Genomic DNA, 17793 nt, shown 5'->3' with positions numbered 1-17793 from the left:
GCTGGCAGGAGAGCCGCCTGTTATCCTGGTGGCCCGTGGACATTCGGTTGTTCGCCACGCCGGTGAACGCCGCGACAACGACCACGGGAGCGTCTTTCTTGCCTTCGGCAGTCATTGGTGGGCCCCTCCGGGCCACCAAGCATCTCTTCGTCACCGGCGGTGTCGCCTCGAGCCTCGGCAAAGGCCTGACGGCCTCCAGCCTCGGGCGGCTGCTGACCCTTCGGGGTCTGCGCGTCACCATGCAGAAGCTCGACCCCTACCTCAACGTCGACCCCGGGACGATGAACCCGTTCCAGCACGGGGAGGTCTTCGTCACCGACGACGGGGCCGAGACCGACCTCGACGTCGGCCACTACGAACGGTTCCTCGACACGGAGCTGCACGGCTCCGCCAACGTCACGACCGGCCAGGTCTACTCCAACGTGATCGCCAAGGAGCGGCGCGGGGAGTACCTCGGTGACACCGTGCAGGTCATCCCGCACATCACCAACGAGATCAAGGACCGGATCCGCGGGATGGCCGGTCCCGACGTCGACGTGGTCATCACCGAGGTCGGCGGCACGGTCGGCGACATCGAGTCGCTGCCGTTCCTGGAGGCCGTGCGGCAGATCCGCCACGAGATCGGCCGGGACAACTGCTTCTTCCTGCACGTGTCCCTGCTGCCCTACATCGGCCCGTCCGGTGAGCTGAAGACCAAGCCGACGCAGCACTCGGTCGCCGCGCTGCGCAGCATCGGCATCCAGCCCGACGCGATCGTGTGCCGCTCCGACCGGCCGATCACCCAGGGGCTGAAGAACAAGATCAGCCTGATGTGCGACGTGGACGCCGACGCCGTGGTCTCGGCGGTGGACGCCCCGAGCATCTACGACATCCCGAAGGTCCTGCACACCGAGGGCCTGGACGCCTACGTCGTGCGCCGGCTCGGCCTGCCGTTCCGCGACGTGGACTGGAAGCAGTGGGACGACCTGCTGCACCGCGTGCACCACCCCGCCCACGAGGTCACGATCGCGCTGGTCGGCAAGTACATCGACCTGCCCGACGCGTACCTGTCGGTGACCGAGGCGCTGCGGCACGGCGGGTTCGCCAACGACACCCGCGTCAACATCCGCTGGGTCAAGAGCGACGACTGCGAGACGCCGCAGGGCGCGGAGCGCGAGCTCCGCGGCGTCGACGGCGTTCTGATCCCCGGCGGCTTCGGCGTGCGCGGCATCGAGGGCAAGGTCGCCGCCGCCCGCTGGGCACGGGAGAACCGCATCCCCACCCTGGGCATCTGCCTGGGCCTGCAGTGCATGGTCATCGAAGCGGCCCGATCCCTGGCCGGGATCGAGGGCGCCAACAGCGCCGAGTTCGACGAGAAGGCCGCCGACCCGGTGATCGCCACGATGGCCGACCAGGTCGACGTCGTCGCCGGCGAGCGGGACATGGGCGGCACGATGCGCCTCGGCCTGTACCCGGCCGACCTCGCCGAGGACTCCCTGGTCCGCGAGCTGTACGGCGCGGCCAAGGTCGAGGAGCGTCACCGGCACCGCTACGAGGTCAACAACGCCTATCGCGAGGAGCTGACCGCGGCCGGGCTCGTCTTCTCCGGTCTCTCCCCGGACGGGCGCCTCGTCGAGTACGCCGAGCTGCCCCGCGACCGCCACCCGTTCTACGTCGCCACCCAGGCGCACCCGGAGTTCCGGTCCCGGCCGACCCGCGCGCACCCGCTGTTCGCCGGCCTCATCGCCGCCGCCCTGCGCGAGGCGGGGGACCGGTGACCGGCGACGTGAGCGGCGCGGACCCGACCGGCGGGAACGACGGCGTCGCCGACGAGCCCTGCCGCTGGGAGACCCTGGGCAGCGAGCCGCGGTTCAAGGGCGCGATCCTGGAGGTACGCACCGACCGGGTCCGGATGCCGAACGGTGACGACTCCGAGGTCGTCGAGCGCGACATCGTCGTGCACCCGGGGTCCGTCGGAGTGATCTGCCTCGACGACGAGGACCGTGTCCTGCTGCTGCGGCAGTACCGCCACGCCGTCGGATACCGCCTGTGGGAGCCGCCGGCCGGGCTGCGCGACGTCGAGGGCGAGCCGCTCTGGCGCACGGCGGAGCGGGAGCTGGCCGAGGAGGCGGGCTACCGCGCCCGCGAGTGGCACACCCTCCTGGACGCCTGCACGTCACCGGGCATGACGAACGAGCGGACGCGGATCTTCCTCGCCCGCGGGCTCAGCGAGATCCCCGAGGGCGAGAACGACTTCGAGCGGGTGCACGAGGAGGCGGACATGCCGACCGTGTGGGTCCCGCTGGAGGAGGCGGTCACCGCGGTCCGGCGGGGACGGGTCCACAACTCCCTTGCCGTCATGGGTATCTTGTCGGTCTACGCCGCCCGGGCCACGGGCTTTCGCGACCTGCGCGCACCCGACGCCCCCGAGTGGTGACCCGCGTCCGCCACGACTCGTCGGGATGAGGTGCCGCGCTGATATCCGCCGCCGGTGAAGAGGTCGGACGATCGTTGCAGGCGCAGGTCCGGGCCTACCTCGACCATCTCGCGGTCGAGCGCGGCCTGGCCGCCAACACGTTGAGTTCATACCGGCGTGACCTGCGCCGCTACGTCGACACGCTGACGGCACGCGGCCGTACGGCGATCGGCCAGGTCGGCGAGGACGACGTCGTGTCCTTCCTGGCGGGACTGCGGGAGGGCGACGAGGCGCACCCGCCGCTCGCGGCCGGCTCCGCGGCGCGCGCGGTCGTCGCCGTGCGCGGCCTGCACCGGTTCGCGGTGCGGGAGGGCATGTCGGCGGACGACCCGGCCCGGGACGTCAAGCCGCCCGCGCCGCCGCGCCGGCTGCCCAAGGCGATCGGCATCGAGGAGGTCGAGCGGCTGCTGGCCGCCGCCGGGCCGTCGGACACGCCGCGGGGGATGCGCGACCGCGCGCTGCTGGAACTGCTGTACGGCACCGGCGCCCGCATCTCCGAGGCGGTCGGCCTGGCCGTCGACGACGTCGACCTGGACGACGCCGTGGTCCTGCTGCGCGGCAAGGGCGGTAAGGACCGCGTCGTCCCGGTCGGCCGGTACGCGCGGGAGGCCCTCGAGGCCTACCTCGTACGGGCCCGGCCGGCGCTCAACACGCGGGGCCAGGGCGGACCGGCGCTGTTCCTGAACGCCCGTGGCGGGCGCCTGTCGCGCCAGAGCGCCTGGTCGACGCTGCGGTCGGCGGCCGCGCGCGCCGGGCTGAAGGGCGTCTCTCCGCACACGCTGCGGCATTCTTTCGCGACCCACCTGCTCGACGGCGGCGCCGACGTTAGGGTGGTACAGGAGTTGCTGGGCCACGCGTCGGTGACGACGACCCAGGTCTACACCCTGGTCACCGTCGACCGGCTCCGCGAGGTCTACGCATCGGCGCATCCGCGCGCGCTGGCGTGAGCGGGCCGAGGGCGGGAGGCGGCGTTTCACGGCGTCCCGCAGGTCCGTGACACGGTGGTGTTCGCGGTGCGCCGCCTTGCCCGCCCTGATTGACAGGCCCTAGAGTCCCCATCTACGGCAAACCACAGCCGCCGGGGAGGTTCGAGGAGCTGGTGACTGAACCCAGCGAGCAGGAGAGAGCACGTTCCGAAATGGCGCTCTCGACCGCCATCGCGACCGATCCGCGTGACGCAGCGCCACTCGGCCCTACGCTGCGTCCCATTCCGTCCTTCCCGGACCCGCCGCCGTTGCACGAGCACGGCCCGGCCCGGATCGTCTCGGTCTGCAACCAGAAGGGCGGCGTCGGCAAGACGACCACCACGATCAACCTCGGCGCCTCGCTCGCGGAGCAGGGCCGCCGGGTGCTGCTCGTCGACTTCGACCCGCAGGGGGCGCTGTCGGTCGGTCTCGGCAAGGGCGATCCGCGCCAGCTCGACCTGACGATCTACAACCTGCTCATGGAGCGGGGCGTGGAGACCGAAGAGGTCATCCTGCCGACGAGCGTCGAGGGCATGGACCTGCTGCCCAGCAACATCGACCTGTCCGGCGCGGAGGTCCAGCTCGTCCACGAGGTCGGCCGGGAGTACATCCTCGGCGGGCTGCTCAAGCCGGTCGCCGACGAGTACGACTACATCATGATCGACTGTCAGCCGTCGCTCGGCCTGCTGACCGTCAACGCGCTCGCCGCCAGCCAGGGCGTCCTCGTGCCCCTGGAGTGCGAGTACTTCGCCATGCGCGGCGTCGCGCTGCTCATGGAGACGATCGAGAAGGTCAAGGCCCGGCTCAACCCCGGGCTGACCATCGACGGGTTCCTCGCCACCATGTACGACTCGCGCACCCTGCACACCCGCGAGGTGCTCGGCCGGATCGTGGAGGCGTTCGGCGAGCAGGTCTTCCACACGGTCATCAACCGCACGGTCCGCTTCCCGGACGCCACGGTCGTCGGTGAGCCCATCACCCGGTTCGACCCGTCGTCCATGGGCGCGAACGCCTACCGGGAGCTGGCCAAGGAGGTGCTGCAGAGGTGGCAGCCCGTCGGGTGACCTCCGCAGCCCGTCGGGTGACCCCCGCGACGGCGTCCTAGGGGAGTCCGTGACCTCGACTACCGTTGACGAGGTGGGCGAACCGGCGGCGGAGGAGACAGAGGATCAGGGCGGTGGATTCCGGGTCCACCTGGACAACTTCGAGGGCCCGTTCGACCTGCTGCTCGGGCTGATCTCCAAGCACAAGCTCGACATCACCGAGGTGTCGCTGCACAAGGTCACCGACGAGTTCATCGCCTACATCCGGTCCCACGGCAGCGAGTGGGACCTGGACCAGGCCAGCCACTTCCTGCTCGTCGCCGCCACTCTCCTCGACCTCAAGGCCGCGCGGCTTCTCCCGTCCGGTGAGGTCGAGGACGAGGAGGACCTGGCGCTGCTCGAAGCCCGCGACCTGCTGTTCGCGCGGCTCCTGCAGTACCGCGCCTACAAGGAGATCGCGGGGCTGTTCGCCGGGCGGATCGCGGCCGAGTCGCGCCGCTTCCCGCGGATGGTCCCGATGGAACCGCAGTTCGCCAACCTCCTGCCCGAGGTGCTGCTCGGCCTGGGGCCGGAGGCGTTCGCGGGCCTGGCCGCCCGCGCACTGGCGCCCAAGCGCCCGCCGACCGTGTCCATCGAGCACATGTACTCCCCGCAGGCCAGCGTGCGGGAGCAGGCGAGCATCCTCGTGGAGCGGTTGCGTAAGCTGGAGCGCGCGACCTTCCAGGTCCTGACCGCCGACTGCGCGGGCACTTTCGAGGTCGTCGCCCGGTTCCTGGCCCTCCTGGAGCTCTACCGCGAGAAGGCCGTCGCCTTCGAGCAGGACGAGCCCCTCGGCGAGCTGCACGTCACCTGGACCGGCGCGGCCGAGGGTGAGATCAAGGTCGGCGACGACTACACCGGCCGACCGACGGAGTCCGACGACGATGACTGACACGCCGCCCTACGAGCCCGAGCCGGCCTCCCGGCCGGACGCCTTCGCACCGGCCTCCGGGCCGGGAGAGCCGCCCGTCGAGGCGGGGGAGCCGACCTCACGGCCCGGCGAGCCGACCTCACGGCCCGGCGAGCCGGCCTCGCGGCCGGGTGGGCCCGAGACGCCCGGCGCGCCGTACGACGAGGGTCCGGACGCCCCGGAGCCGTCGCTGCGGGCGGGGCTGGAGGCGATCCTGCTCGTGGTCGACGAGCCGGTGCCGGAGGTCACGCTCGCGCAGATCCTCGAGCGGCCCCGCCACGAGGTCGCCGCGACGCTGCGCGAGCTCGCCGCGGAATACACCGCCCAGGGGCGCGGGTTCGACCTGAGAGAGATCGCCGGTGGGTGGCGCTTCTACACGCGTGACGTCTGCGCGCCGCTCGTCGAGCGGTTCGTCCGGGACGGCCAGCAGGCCCGCCTGACCCAGGCCGCCCTGGAGACGCTCGCCGTGGTGGCGTACCGCCAGCCGGTGAGCCGGGCACGGGTCTCGGCCATTCGCGGGGTCAACAGCGACGGCGTGATCCGCACGCTGACCCTGCGGGGCCTCATCGAGGAGGCGGGCCACGACCCGGAGCACCAGGCGGTGCTCTACCGTACGACCGGTTACTTCCTCGAACGGCTGGGTCTCAACAGCCTGGAGGAGCTGCCCGATCTCGCCCCGTATCTACCTGACGACGTGGAAGGCATAGAGGAACTCCAGCAGTGAACCAGACCAATGAGGGCGTGCGACTGCAGAAGGTGCTCGCCGACGCGGGCATCGCGAGCCGGCGCGCCTGTGAGGACCTGATCGCCGCCGGCCGGGTCACCGTGGACGGCGAGAAGGTGACGTGGTTCGGCGCTCGCGTCGATCCGGAGACCGCCGTCATCCACGTGGACGGCAAGCGGATCCCGACCCGCACCGAGCTGCGCTACTACGCCCTGAACAAGCCCAGGGGCGTCGTCAGCACGATGTCGGACCCGCGCGGGCGCAAGACCCTGGCCGAGTACGTCGGGGACGTTCCCGAGCGTCTCTACCACGTGGGGCGGCTCGACACCGAGACCGAGGGCCTGATCCTGCTGACCAACGACGGGGAGCTGGCCAACCGGCTGATGCATCCGCGGTACGGCGTCAGCAAGACCTACCTCGCGGAGGTGCACGGCCCGATCGAGCGTGACCTGGGCCGCCGGCTGAAGAAGGGCGTCGAGCTCGCGGACGGGTTCGCCAAGGCGGACGGGTTCCGGATCTTCGACCAGGTCGGCAAGCGCGTCCTGGTCGAGGTGACGCTGCACGAGGGCCGCAAGCACATCGTCCGGCGTCTGCTGGCGGAGGTCGGCTACCCGGTCCAGCAGCTCGCGCGCACGGAGTTCGGCCCGGTCAAGCTCGGGAAGCTCAAGTCCGGCACGATCCGGGCGCTGAGCACCAAGGAGATCGGCGAGCTGTACGCCGCCGTCGAGCTGTAGAGCGCACCGTTCGCGGGCGGGATATCGAGGAAGGTTCCATGGGACGAGCAGTACGAGCGGTACGCGGTGCCACGCAGATCGAGGACAACGACCGGGACCAGATCCTGGAGGCGACGGGCGAGCTGGTCGCCGAGGTGATGAGCCGCAACTCCCTCACGACCGATGACGTCATCAGCGTCATCTTCACGGCGACCCCGGACCTGACCGCGGAGTTCCCGGCGCTGGCCGCGCGCAAGATGGGCTTCAACGAGGTCCCGCTGATCTGCGCGACCGAGATCGACGTACCGCACGCGCTGCCCCGGGTGATCCGCCTGATGGCCTACGTCGAGACGGACCGGCCGCGCTCGGAGATCCAGCACGTCTATCTGCGCGGGGCCGTGGCCCTCCGGCTCGATATCGTCCAATAACGCGCGCTCCCGGTAAACTGGGCAGCGACCTGCCGAAACTTTCGCAAGGGTGTCGTGGCGGTAGCGATGACACGGCGATGCACGGGAAACCTACCGGCCGAGGTGACGAGCTTCGTCGGCCGTCGGCACGAGCTGGCCGAGGCGAAGCGACTGCTGTCGGTCGGCCGATTGGTGACCTTGACCGGCTCCGGAGGTGTGGGCAAGACCCGGCTGGCCGCTCGCGTGGCCGCCGAGATGCGGCGTGAGTTCCCCGACGGCGCCTGGCTGGTCGACCTGGCGCCCGTGGCTTCCGGTGAGTCGCTCACGCAGGTCGTGGCCGGGGTGCTCGGCTTCCAGGACCAGACGAGCCTGCAGATGCTCGGAGATCATCTGGCGAACCGGCGGCTCCTTCTCCTGCTGGACAACTGCGAACACCTGACGGCCGACGCCGCGGCGCTGGTCGGCAGCCTCTTGCCCTTCGCTCCCGGGCTGCGTGTCCTGGCCACCAGCAGACAGGTGCTTCATGCCGAGGGCGAGCACGTCCTGGAAGTGCCCCCGCTGTCCGTACCGGACCGGGACGAGGTCGCGCCGGGCGACGCCGCGACCCGTTTCGAAGCGGTGAGCCTGTTCGCCGAACGGGCGTCCGCCGTCGTGCCGGACTTCGTCGTCGACGCCGAGAACTCGGTCGCGGTGATGCGGCTGTGCCGCCGGCTCGACGGCATTCCCCTGGCCATCGAGCTGGCGGCCGTGCGGCTGCGGGCGCTGTCGGTGCGGCAGATCCTTGACCGGCTGGACGATCGGTTCCGGATCCTCGTAGGGCGGAATCCGACGGCCGTCCCGCGCCAGCAGACCCTGCGAGCGTTGATCGACTGGAGCTACGACATGTGCACACCGCAGGAACGCGCGGTGTGGGAGGCGTTGTCGGTGTTCTCCGGTGGCTGTTCCCTGGAAGCGGCCGTATGCGTATGCTCCGCCGACGACCTGTCCCCTGAGGACGTGGTGGACATCGTGACGGCGCTCGTGGACAAGTCGATCCTCCTGCGGAGGGACCGGGAGCGCCGCGCACCCCGGTACGAGATGCTCGAGAGTCTGCGAGAGTACGGGCGAGAACGCCTCGCCGCGTCGGGCCGGGAGACGGTGATGCGGCGGCGTCACGCCGCGTGGTGCCACGAGGTGGCCGCCGAGGCCCAGCGGAGGTGTTTCGGCCCGGACCAGATGGAGGTGGTCACCTGGATCCGCGCCGAGCAGCCCAACATCACTTCGGCACTGGAGTTCTGCCTGACGGAGGGCGGTGAGGCGCACTGCGCGCTGGAGATCGCCACGTGCATGTGGAGCCACCGGCTGTCGTGGACCTCACTCAGCGACGGTCACCGCTGGCTGGAACGCGGGCTCGCGCTCGATCGCGCCCCGACCGCCCTCAGGGCCAAGGCGTTGTGGGTCGATGCCTGGCTCATGCTGCTGTGCGGGGATCCCGCCGCCGCCGAGCCGCTGCTGGAGCAGTCCCGGGCGCTGGCGGAGCAGCTCGATGACGACGAGCAGCGAGCGGGCGTCACGCAGGTCAGCGGGTTCGCCGCGCTGCTCGCCGGAGACTTCGCCCGCGCCTCCGCCCTGTTGGAGAAGGCCCTGGAGTACTACCGCGCCGTCGGGTACCGCAACCGGATCTGGGTCTCCCTGTTCCAGCTGACCATGGCCGCCGTCTTCGGCGACGATCCGCGCTCCGCCGCGCTCTGCCGGGAGTGCCGGAAGATGTGTGAGGAGAACGGCGCCACCTGGACGCTGTCGTACGCGCTGTGGATCACAGGCGTCGATCGGTGGCGGCGCGGAGAACCGGAGGCGGGCATGGCGATCATCTCTGACGCGCTGCGCCTCAAGGATTCCCCCGGCGATCATCTGGGCGTCGCCGAGTGCGTCGAGGCGCTCGCCTGGCTGAAGGCGGACGCGCGGCAGTACACGCACGCCGCCGAACTGCTCGGCGCCGCCGGCGGCATCTGGCGGTCGATCGGAACGTCTCTGTCCGGGCTGGGACATCTGGCCGGTCCGCATGCCCGGTGCGAGGAGCGGCTGCGGACGGCCCTCGGAGACGAGGCGTTCACGGCCGCCTACGGAACGGGCTCCCGTCTCGGCGTCGAAGGCGCGATCGCCCACGCGCTGGGCGCTGAGGCCGCGGGCGGCTTCGAGGACCCCGGCGTCGCCTCCGCCCTGACGCCTCGGGAGCGGGAGATCGCCGAACTCGTCGCCCAGGGTCTGAGTAACAAGGAGATCGCGAACACCCTGGTGATCGCCCAGCGAACGGCCGAAGGCCATGTCGAGCACATCCTGCGCAAGCTGGGGTTCACGTCGAGGGCGCAGATCGCCGCCACCTGGAGCGCGCGAAAGGAGGCGGGTGCCCGGCCTGAGGAGGTGGGCGTCCGGCCGGAGGAGACGGGCGTCCGGCCTGAGCACAGGGGAGGCCGCCGCGCCGGCACGCGGGCCCGTGGAGCGGCCGGCGGTCGCCCGGCCGGACCGCTCACAGGACGCCGACGGGCGTAACGGGAGAGCCCGTCCCCCCGGGGATGTCGAGCGGGGCCACGACGAAGAGGAACTCATACCGTCCGGCGGCCCCGCAGGCGGTGGAGATCCCTTCGAGGTCGAGATTGTCGAGGAGCGGCACTCCCATCGCCGCGACGGCCAGGGCATGGATGGGGGAGTGGACGCCGGGCACCGGCGAGGGACGGACGTCGTTGTCGCCGTCGCCGCCGAGCAGCGCGATGCCCCGCTCGGCGAGGAGGGGGACGACGTCGACATGGAGTCCGGCGCAGGCCGCGGACGGATCCCAGGGGCCGAGCGCCTGACGACGCCGCAACTGACCGGATCGCACCAGGACGGCGTCGCCCTCCGCGATGCGAACACCGAGGGCGGCCTCGGCGGCGATGACGTCTGCCGCGCGCACGGCTTGGCCGGGCTCGATCCAGGGGACGCCGCGCACGAGGGGCAGGTCGAGTAGCACCCCGCGGGTCATGAGCGCGCCGAGCCGGTCGACCGACCCGTGGTGGACGCCCGCACTGTCCACCGCCCGGCGGGCGTCGTACCCTCCGAAGACGCGGCCTCGGTAGGCGACGTGCCCGAGGGCGTCAAGGTGACTGACCGCCTTGCCGTGGTAGTCGACGGCGATGAAGTCCCGGTGGATCGTGGGTTCGGGCTCCTCCACGTCGCCGAGCTCGGTCATGTGGTGCAGGGCCGGTCGCGGGTTGTCCGGGCCGGGCGTCGTGCTCCACGGCCGCGCCATCGGAACGACGGTGCCGGAGCGCACGAGGGCGGCCGCCGCCAGCGTGTGACCGGCTTTGACCTGATTCCAGGCCCCCCGCGCCGCATCGGGCCAGCGCCGCCACGCCCGTACGGAGTCGAAAAGGCGGTCGAACTCGGCGTGGGACACCGCCGGACCGTTGTCCGCAGGCCCGCCCGCCGCCATCCGTCCGCCGCTTATCACGATCGTGAGGATCCGGCCTGACGGCCGGACCGCCGTTCCCCTCCCCGACCACTGTACGAGAGGGCAGCCGGTCGGCGCCCCGTTTCGGCCGCCCGGTTTGTACGATGAAGTCGCTGGGCGGAGCACGATTCTCCGCCGGGACGGGGGCGCGGAGGCATCGGTGCGCGGCACCCTGGTTCGCCGCCGGGCGGGTCCGGCAACGCCGGGCTCCGACCCGCTTCTTCGGATCCGCGGGCTGCGCAAGCGGTTCGGGGGCACTCTCGCACTGGCCGGGATCGACCTGGATCTGTGCGGCGGGAGCATTCTCGCGCTGCTGGGGGAGAACGGCGCCGGTAAATCAACGCTGATCCAGATCCTGGCCGGAGCGCACCGCGCCGATGAGGGGTGGGTCACGGTGGCGGGTCATCCCCTGGGGACCGATGCCGCTACCCGCATGATGGCGTTCATCCACCAGGATCTCGGCCTCGTCGAATCGATGACCGTGGCCGAGAACGTCGCCCTGGTCGTCGGGTATCCCCGGCGGATCGGCCTGATCTCTTGGCGGCGGACCCGAGATCGGTGTCAGGCGGCCCTTCGGGCCGTCTCGGCCGATGTCGGCCCCGGCGCGCGGGTGGCGGACCTGACGCGCGCGGAGCGCTCCCTCATCGCCGTCGCCCGGGCCCTTGCCACCGACGCCGAGGTCGTCATCCTCGACGAGCCGACGGCAGGTCTGCCCGCAGCGGACTGCGCTCGCCTGTTCGACGTGCTGCGAAGGCTGCGCGACCAGGGCCATGGGATCATGTACGTCACCCACCGTCTCGACGAGGTCGAGGCGCTGGCCGACACCTTCGCAATCCTCCGCGACGGGCGTCTCGTCGGCCAGGGGCGGCTCACTGAGGGGCGGGCCGCCCGGCTGGTGACGGACATCGCCGGACACGAGTGCGAGGACCGCAGGCACCTGGCCGGCGACACCGGCGTCCCCGTGCTGACGCTGACGGACGTTCGCACCGCGCGGGCAGGCCCGGTGAGCCTGCGCGTGTGCGCCGGCGAGGTGGTCGGCCTGGTCGGCCTCACCGGTGCGGGACACACCGAAATCGGTCGCGCCGCGGCCGGCGCGTGCCCCATCTTCGCCGGCCAGGTCCACCTGGACGGAACGCCGGTGCGGCTCAGGTCGGTCGCCACGGCCGTGGACGCGGGCATCGGCCTGGTGACGGGTGACCGGCCGGGCGAGTGTTCCGCGCCGCAGCTGAGCGTCCGGGAGAACCTGCTGGCCAACCCACGTATCCGCGGCCTGTCGCCGATGACCTGGATGGGCCCCCGGCGTGAGCGCGCGGAGTCGTCGCGTCTCCTCAGACGGTTCGGCGTACGGCCCCCGGATCCCGAAGCGCCGTTCGGCACGCTCTCCGGCGGCAACCAGCAGAAGGTCGTGCTCGGACGCTGGCTCGGGGCCGAACGGCGCGTCCTGGTCCTCGAGGACCCGACGGCGGGGGTGGACGCGGGCGCGCGAGCGGAGATCTACCGGCTGCTCGAGGAGGCGCGGGCCAAGGGCACCGCCGTCCTCCTCGTCTCCACCGACGTGAACGAGGTGGTACGGCTCTGTCACCGCGTCCTGGTGGTCGTCCGCGGCGTGATCACCGTGGAACTGCCCGGAGAAGACCTCACGGCCGCCGCGGTGGTCCAGGCCATGTCCGCCGGACCGTCCCAGGGAACGCCGGAGCGTCGATGACCATGCGTCCTCGCACCCACCTGCGGTCCGCCGGGCACTGGATCGGCGGCTACGGCCTCCTCGCGCTGTCCGCCGTGCTGTTCGGTGTCTTCTCGCTGATCCTGCCGGACACGTTTCCGACGATGGCCAACATCACCGCGCTGCTGTCGAGCAACTCGATCACCGCGATCCTCGCGCTCGGCGCGATGATCCCCATCGTGGCCGGCGGGTTCGATGTCTCCATCGGCTACGGCCTCGGGCTGTGGCACGTGCTCACACTGCAGCTCCTCGTCGCGGGAGGCTGGCCGTGGGTGCCGGCCTGCCTCGCGTCGCTCGTCGGCGGAGCCATCGTCGGTACGATCAATGGCTTCCTCGTCGAGGTCGCGCAGATCGGCTCGTTCGTCGCGACGCTCGGCACCGGCAGTGTCATGTACGCCATCACCGGCTGGATGACCAAGGGCGCCCGGATCGTTCCCGGTCCGAAGGGGCTGCCCGCGGCGTTCACCGGCCTCTACGACACCACGGTTCTCGGCGTGCCGATCCCGGCGTTCTATGTCCTGCTGCTGGCCGTGATTCTCTGGATCGTCCTTGAACGCCTTCCCCTCGGCCGTCACCTGTACGTCATCGGAGAGAACCGCCGCGCCGCCGCGTTGGTGGGCGTCCCCGTCCGGCGATGCGTCGTCTACGCCTTCGCGGCGTCCGGGGCGATATCCGGCGCCGCCGGGGCACTGTTCGCGGCGCGCGAGGAGATCGGCGACCCGAGCGTCGGCATCGGTTACCTGCTACCGGCCTTCGTCGGCGCCCTGCTCGGGTCCACGGTGATCAGACCCGGCAGGCCGAACGCGCTCGGGACGGTCGTCGCCGTCGCGGTGCTGGCGATCGGTCTGTCGGGCATCGAGCAGCTCGGGGCCGACTTCTGGGTGACGCCGCTGTTCAACGGCGTGATTCTGATCGTCGCGGTGGGCCTGGCCGGTTACTCGGCCCGGCGGCGGGTACGCGCGGCCGCACGGCCGGGTCCGGCGTCGTCGCCTCCCGCGGTACGGGATGACGCGGGCGGCTCGACGAGCGCGTCATCGATGTCGCCCGCACCTCCGAAGGGAGACCGCGGATGAACGGCGTGCGCGACCGCGTTCATCGCTGGACGGTGATCCTCCTGGCGGCCTTCCTCCTCACCGGCGGTTGCGGCAGGGCCCGGATCGCGTCCGCACCCGACGCCCGGTCCAACACGACCGGGGGGAGCGGGTGCTCGCAGATCCTGGGGGAGGCGAAGAAGGCCGTCGCCCGTGCCGAGACGGCCGGCGGCGCCTGGGACGGTCCCACCAGCGGTCCCCGGGCCGTTCGTGGGAAGAGCGTCATACTGATCGCCGAGGCGATGACGAATCCGGGCGTCGCCGGAGTGGCCAGGAGCGTTCAGACGGCCGGGCGCTCGATCGGCTGGAGCATCCGGATCATCGACGGCCAGGGCAGCCCCGCCGGCATCAAGACGGCCTTCGGCGAGGCGATCACCCTGCGCCCGTCCGGGATCGTCGTCGCCGGGTTCGACCCCGGCTCCGTCGCACAGGAGGTCAGGCGGGCCAACGAGGCGGGCATCCCGATCATCGGCTGGCACGCCGTCGCCGACCCGGGGCCCAGCACGACGCCTCGGCTCTTCACCAACATCACCACCAGGATTGAGGACGTCGCGGCCATCAGCGCCCGTTGGATCATCGCCACGTCCAACGGGAAGGCCGGTGTCGTCGTCTTCGGCGACTCCTCGGTCCCCTTCGCGGACCGGAAGGCGAAGCTGATCAAGACTGAGCTGGCGAGGTGCCCCGGAGTCACCGTGCTCGCCGACGAGAACATCCCGATCCCGGACGCCGGAACGCGTACGCCGCAGGAGGTCTCCGCACTCCTCGCCCGTCTGGGAGCCCGCTGGACCCACTCGGTCGCGATCAACGACCTGTACTTCGCCGACGGGGCGCCGGCGCTGCGGGCGGCGGGCAGAAGCGGTGACGGCCCGCCGTACGCGGTCGGCGCCGGCGACGGCGATCCCTCGGCGTTCGTGCGGATCCGGGCCCGGCGCGACCAGGCGGCGACCGTGCCCGAGCCGCTCGGACAGCAGGGCGCCCAGATCATCGATGAGTTCAACCGGGCGTTCGCCGGGCGGCCGCCCAGCGGCTATGTCGCGCCCGTACACCTGACCACGGTCCATAACGTCGACGACACCACCGCCTGGGATCCGAAGGGCTACCGGGAGGCGTACCGGCGGATCTGGGGCATCTGACGCCGGGGTGTACGACGGACGGAGTCGCTACGCTGGTAGTTCATTCGGAGGTGAGACCAATCGGCGGATTCCGGCGGATCGTCGTCATCGGCACCGGACTGATCGGCACGTCCGTGGCCCTGGCACTGCGTGAGCGCGACGTCGAGGTGGCGCTCGCCGACCGCGACCCCGCCTCCGTGCGCCTGGCGGCCGAGCTGGGAGCCGGGACGCCGCTGCGCGACGATGACGGACCGGCCGACGTGGCGGTGCTGGCGGTTCCGCCGGCGGCGGTCGCGGCCACCCTCCTGGACGCGCAGAAACGCGGCCTGGCCCGCGTCTACACCGACGTGGCGAGCGTCAAGACCCGGCCGCTGCGCGAGGCCGCCGAGCTGGGCTGCGACCTGGCCTGCTTCGTCGCCGGGCATCCGCTGGCCGGCCGGGAACGGTCCGGGCCCGCCGCCGCGCGGGCCGACCTGTTCCTCGGCCGGCCGTGGGCGCTGTGCCCGACGGACGACACCGACGTGGCCGCCGTCGAGACCGTGACCGCCCTGGCGCGGGAGTGCGGGGCGCAGACCGTCGTCGTGGACGCCGAGGAGCACGACCAGGCCGTCGCGCTGGTCTCGCACGCGCCGCACGTCGTCGCCGCCGCGGTCGCCGCGCGCCTGCAGGACGCCCCGAAGGTCGCGCTCGGCCTCGCCGGCCAGGGCGTACGCGACGTGACCCGGATCGCGGCCGGCGATCCGGACCTGTGGATCGGCATCCTCGGGTCGAACGCCCTGCCGGTGGCGGAGGTGATCGACGCGGTCGCCTCGGACCTGACCACCGTGGCCGCCGCGCTGCGTGCGGGCGCCGGGCCGGACGTCACCGACCTCCTCGAACGCGGTGGCGCGGGCCGCCGCCGGCTGCCCGGCAAGCACGGCGGCCGGCCGGGCGCGTACACCGTCGTGTCCGTCGTCATTCCCGACCGGCCCGGTGAGCTGGCGCTGCTGTTCCAGGCGGCGGGCGTCGCCGGGGTCAACATCGAGGACGTCACGATCGAGCACTCCCCGGGCCGCCCGGTCGGTGTCGTCGAGCTGAGCGTCGATCCCGCCGCGGCCGAGCGGCTCGCCGACGAGCTCCGGGCCCGGGGCTGGTCCGTTCCCCGCTGAGCGGGCCGCCTAGCGGCCGGGGCGCGACCGGCGCATGAGCATCGTCACGCGCACCGCGCCGATGACGACCAGGCCGGTGATCGGGATGAACGCCACCTGGAAGGCGGTGGGTCCGTAGCCGCCGCCGGTGGCGTCGAGCAGGACCCCGGCGGTGAGCAGGCCGGTGATGGTGGAGGAGAACCCGCCGAGGTTGACGATGCCCGAGACGACGCCGCCGCGTTCCGGCGGGTTCGAGTCCCGTGCGAGGTCGAAGGCGAGCATGGAGGCCGCGCTGCCGACCGCGTTGATCAGGACGAGGAGCAGGGCGAGCGGAGCGGGCAGATGACCGCCCGGCCAGGTGATCGCGACGAGCCAGGCGACCGCGAGGGTGATGACGGCCGAGGTGATCAACCGGCCGCGCAGATCGGGACGGCGGCCGGCGAACCAGCCGAGCAGCGGGGCCGCCACCATGGGCGTCGCCGCGCCGAGCGTGAGGATGAGCCGGGCCGGTCCGGGCGCCATGCCCAGCCCCTTGACCAGGTAGGGGTAGCCCCACAGGGTGGCGAGCACGGTGAACGACGACAGCGTGAAGTGCGTCCACAGGCCGGTGCGGGTGCCGCGCGCGGCGAAGACCGCCCGGATGTCGGCGAGCGCCGAGCCCTTCTTCTCATCGGAGGTGCCGGAGAGGGAGATGGAGCGTTCCATGGGAGCGCCCGGGTGGTTGCGCACGAACAGCCACACGACCACCGCCATCGCGCCGCTGATCACGCTGATGCCGACGAACGTCCTCGTCCACCCGTACGCGTGCAGCCCGGCGGACAGCGGCACCGTGCCGGCGACCTGGCCGAGCGACCCGACCATCGCGGTCATCGCGGTGAGCAGCGCGAACCGCCGGCGGGGGAACCACGCGGCGATCAGGCGGATGATGTTGAGGAACGTCATCGCGTCACCCAGCCCGACCAGCACCCGGCCGGCGATGGCGAGCGGCATCGCGGTCGCGAACGCGAACACCGTCTCGCCGAGCGCCATGATGACGAGGGCCACGCCGATCATCCGGCGTGGCCCGAACCGGTCGGCCATCAGGCCGCCCGGGATCTGCATCGCCAGGTACACGCCGAGCTGCAGGATCACGAACATCGACAGCGCCGTCGCCCCGACTCCGAAGCGCTGCTGGGCGGCGAGCGACGCGACGCCGAGGCTGGTCCGGTGGAAGAAGGCGATCAGGTAGGCCAGCGCCGCGACGCCCCACACGGTCCAGGCGCGGCGGCCGCCGAGCGGATGAGAAGGGGGCCGCGGTGCGGACGCTTCGGCGGGAACGGTCAGTACCGCGGGTTTCACGGGGGACAGCCTTTCGGGGGTGGTGCTTCGATCGGTATGGCGGTCACGCGTGCCCGCGCAGCGCCGTCACCGCGACGCGCAGGTGACGGTGGACCGCGGCGCGGATCCGCTCGCGGTCGCCGGTTCGTACGGCCTCGAGGATCTCGGCGTGGTCCTGGATCGCGGTCGCCGTGCGTTCCGGATCGTCGGCCGTCAGCCGTGCCATGCGCAGTTGACGGTCGCGTAGGGCGTCGTAGAGCTGCGTAATGATCTCGTTGCCCGCCGCGGCGACCATTGTTCGGTGGAAACAACGGTCCGCGCGCGCGAATTCCCGGGCGTCCCCGGCGGCGGCGTGGGCGCGCATCGCCTCGAGCCACCGGGCCAGCTCGTCGATCTGCTCCGGGCCGAGCGTCGCCTTGTCGGCGGCGAACGTCTCCACGAGCTCCCGCGCCTCGAAGACGTCGGAGATCTCCTGGGACGAGACCGGCAGCACCAGTGCGCCCCGCTTGGGATAGAGCCGGACCAGGCCCTCCGCCTCCAGCCGGAGCAGCGCCTCGCGTACGGGAGTACGGGAGACGCCGACCGCCGAGGCGATCTCACCCTCGCTGAGCAGCGCGCCGCCCGGGTAGGCGCGGTCGAGGATGGCCTGCTTGACGTGGTCGTAGGCCCGGGAGGTTGCCGAGGCCATCTTGTATCTATCT

16 protein-coding genes are annotated in these 17793 nt (G+C 71.8%); 13 read left to right on the top strand and 3 right to left on the bottom strand.

What is annotated here, in order from left to right:
• The first annotated feature begins 98 nt into the window (after positions 1 to 98).
• The 9 genes from NE234_RS28835 (at position 99) to NE234_RS28795 (ending at position 9785) form a co-directional block, all read left to right on the top strand.
• The gene (locus tag NE234_RS28835) at positions 99 to 1757 is read left to right on the top strand and encodes a CTP synthase (protein ID WP_252783816.1); all 1659 of its coding nucleotides are present in this window, start codon (positions 99 to 101) and stop codon (positions 1755 to 1757) included.
• Complete coding sequence (locus NE234_RS28830) at positions 1754 to 2416, top strand: NUDIX domain-containing protein (protein ID WP_252783815.1); 663 nt, start codon at positions 1754 to 1756, stop codon at positions 2414 to 2416. Before NE234_RS28835 ends, NE234_RS28830 begins: the two co-directional genes overlap by 4 nt.
• Positions 2417 to 2490: 74 nt before the next feature.
• Positions 2491 to 3402, top strand: coding sequence for a site-specific tyrosine recombinase XerD (xerD, locus tag NE234_RS28825; protein ID WP_252783814.1), 912 nt, complete (start codon positions 2491 to 2493; stop codon positions 3400 to 3402).
• Positions 3403 to 3593: 191 nt separating this feature from the next.
• Positions 3594 to 4484, top strand: a complete 891-nt coding sequence (locus tag NE234_RS28820) for a ParA family protein (RefSeq protein ID WP_252783852.1) — start codon at positions 3594 to 3596, stop codon at positions 4482 to 4484.
• 73 nt (positions 4485 to 4557) lie between these two features.
• Positions 4558 to 5394 (top strand): segregation and condensation protein A, encoded by an 837-nt coding sequence (locus tag NE234_RS28815; RefSeq protein ID WP_252783813.1) that lies wholly within the window; start codon positions 4558 to 4560, stop codon positions 5392 to 5394.
• Positions 5395 to 5602: 208 nt separating this feature from the next.
• The gene (scpB, locus tag NE234_RS28810) at positions 5603 to 6136 is read left to right on the top strand and encodes an SMC-Scp complex subunit ScpB (RefSeq protein WP_252817359.1); all 534 of its coding nucleotides are present in this window, start codon (positions 5603 to 5605) and stop codon (positions 6134 to 6136) included.
• Entirely contained in the window at positions 6133 to 6870 is a 738-nt protein-coding gene (locus NE234_RS28805; RefSeq protein ID WP_252783812.1) for a pseudouridine synthase, read from the top strand. The genes scpB and NE234_RS28805 overlap by 4 nt, the downstream gene beginning before the upstream one ends.
• A gap of 38 nt (positions 6871 to 6908) precedes the next feature.
• On the top strand, positions 6909 to 7277 hold the full coding sequence (gene aroH / locus NE234_RS28800; RefSeq protein WP_252783811.1) for a chorismate mutase: 369 nt from the start codon (positions 6909 to 6911) through the stop codon (positions 7275 to 7277).
• Positions 7278 to 7379: 102 nt separating this feature from the next.
• Positions 7380 to 9785 (top strand): ATP-binding protein, encoded by a 2406-nt coding sequence (locus NE234_RS28795; RefSeq protein ID WP_252783810.1) that lies wholly within the window; start codon positions 7380 to 7382, stop codon positions 9783 to 9785.
• Here NE234_RS28795 and NE234_RS28790 read toward each other — a convergent pair.
• Positions 9763 to 10668 carry a cyclase family protein gene (locus NE234_RS28790; protein ID WP_252783809.1) on the bottom strand — a complete coding sequence of 302 codons (906 nt, stop codon included), beginning with the start codon at positions 10666 to 10668 and terminating at the stop codon, positions 9763 to 9765. The two genes, NE234_RS28795 and NE234_RS28790, sit on opposite strands and share 23 nt — an antisense overlap.
• A gap of 214 nt (positions 10669 to 10882) precedes the next feature.
• Here NE234_RS28790 and NE234_RS28785 point away from each other — a divergent pair, with 214 nt between their 5' ends.
• From NE234_RS28785 to NE234_RS28770, 4 genes are read left to right on the top strand one after another with little or no spacing between them, the layout of a single operon-like run.
• Positions 10883 to 12427, top strand: coding sequence for a sugar ABC transporter ATP-binding protein (locus NE234_RS28785; RefSeq protein WP_252783808.1), 1545 nt, complete (start codon positions 10883 to 10885; stop codon positions 12425 to 12427).
• Complete coding sequence (locus NE234_RS28780; protein WP_252783807.1) at positions 12424 to 13518, top strand: ABC transporter permease; 1095 nt, start codon at positions 12424 to 12426, stop codon at positions 13516 to 13518. The genes NE234_RS28785 and NE234_RS28780 overlap by 4 nt, the downstream gene beginning before the upstream one ends.
• A complete protein-coding gene (locus NE234_RS28775) occupies positions 13515 to 14669 on the top strand; it encodes a substrate-binding domain-containing protein (protein ID WP_252783806.1) in 1155 nt (384 codons plus the stop codon). The genes NE234_RS28780 and NE234_RS28775 overlap by 4 nt, the downstream gene beginning before the upstream one ends.
• A 59-nt stretch (positions 14670 to 14728) precedes the next feature.
• Positions 14729 to 15796: a prephenate dehydrogenase gene (locus NE234_RS28770; protein ID WP_252783850.1), complete on the top strand. Its 1068-nt coding sequence runs from the start codon at positions 14729 to 14731 to the stop codon at positions 15794 to 15796.
• A gap of 9 nt (positions 15797 to 15805) precedes the next feature.
• On the opposite strand, the gene NE234_RS28765 is transcribed toward NE234_RS28770, so the two are convergent.
• Together NE234_RS28765 and NE234_RS28760 are read right to left on the bottom strand one after the other, a co-directional pair.
• Positions 15806 to 17113: an MFS transporter gene (locus NE234_RS28765; RefSeq protein ID WP_252783805.1), complete on the bottom strand. Its 1308-nt coding sequence runs from the start codon at positions 17111 to 17113 to the stop codon at positions 15806 to 15808.
• 43 nt (positions 17114 to 17156) lie between these two features.
• Positions 17157 to 17780 carry a GntR family transcriptional regulator gene (locus NE234_RS28760; protein ID WP_252783804.1) on the bottom strand — a complete coding sequence of 208 codons (624 nt, stop codon included), beginning with the start codon at positions 17778 to 17780 and terminating at the stop codon, positions 17157 to 17159.
• Between the last annotated feature and the right edge of the window lie 13 nt (positions 17781 to 17793).

It is taken from the genome of Actinoallomurus rhizosphaericola (assembly GCF_024055675.1).
In the GTDB taxonomy this organism is placed as follows: domain Bacteria; phylum Actinomycetota; class Actinomycetes; order Streptosporangiales; family Streptosporangiaceae; genus Actinoallomurus; species Actinoallomurus soli.
Note: the sequence above shows the minus strand (reverse complement) of the source record. Positions and strands in the feature narration are given on the sequence as shown.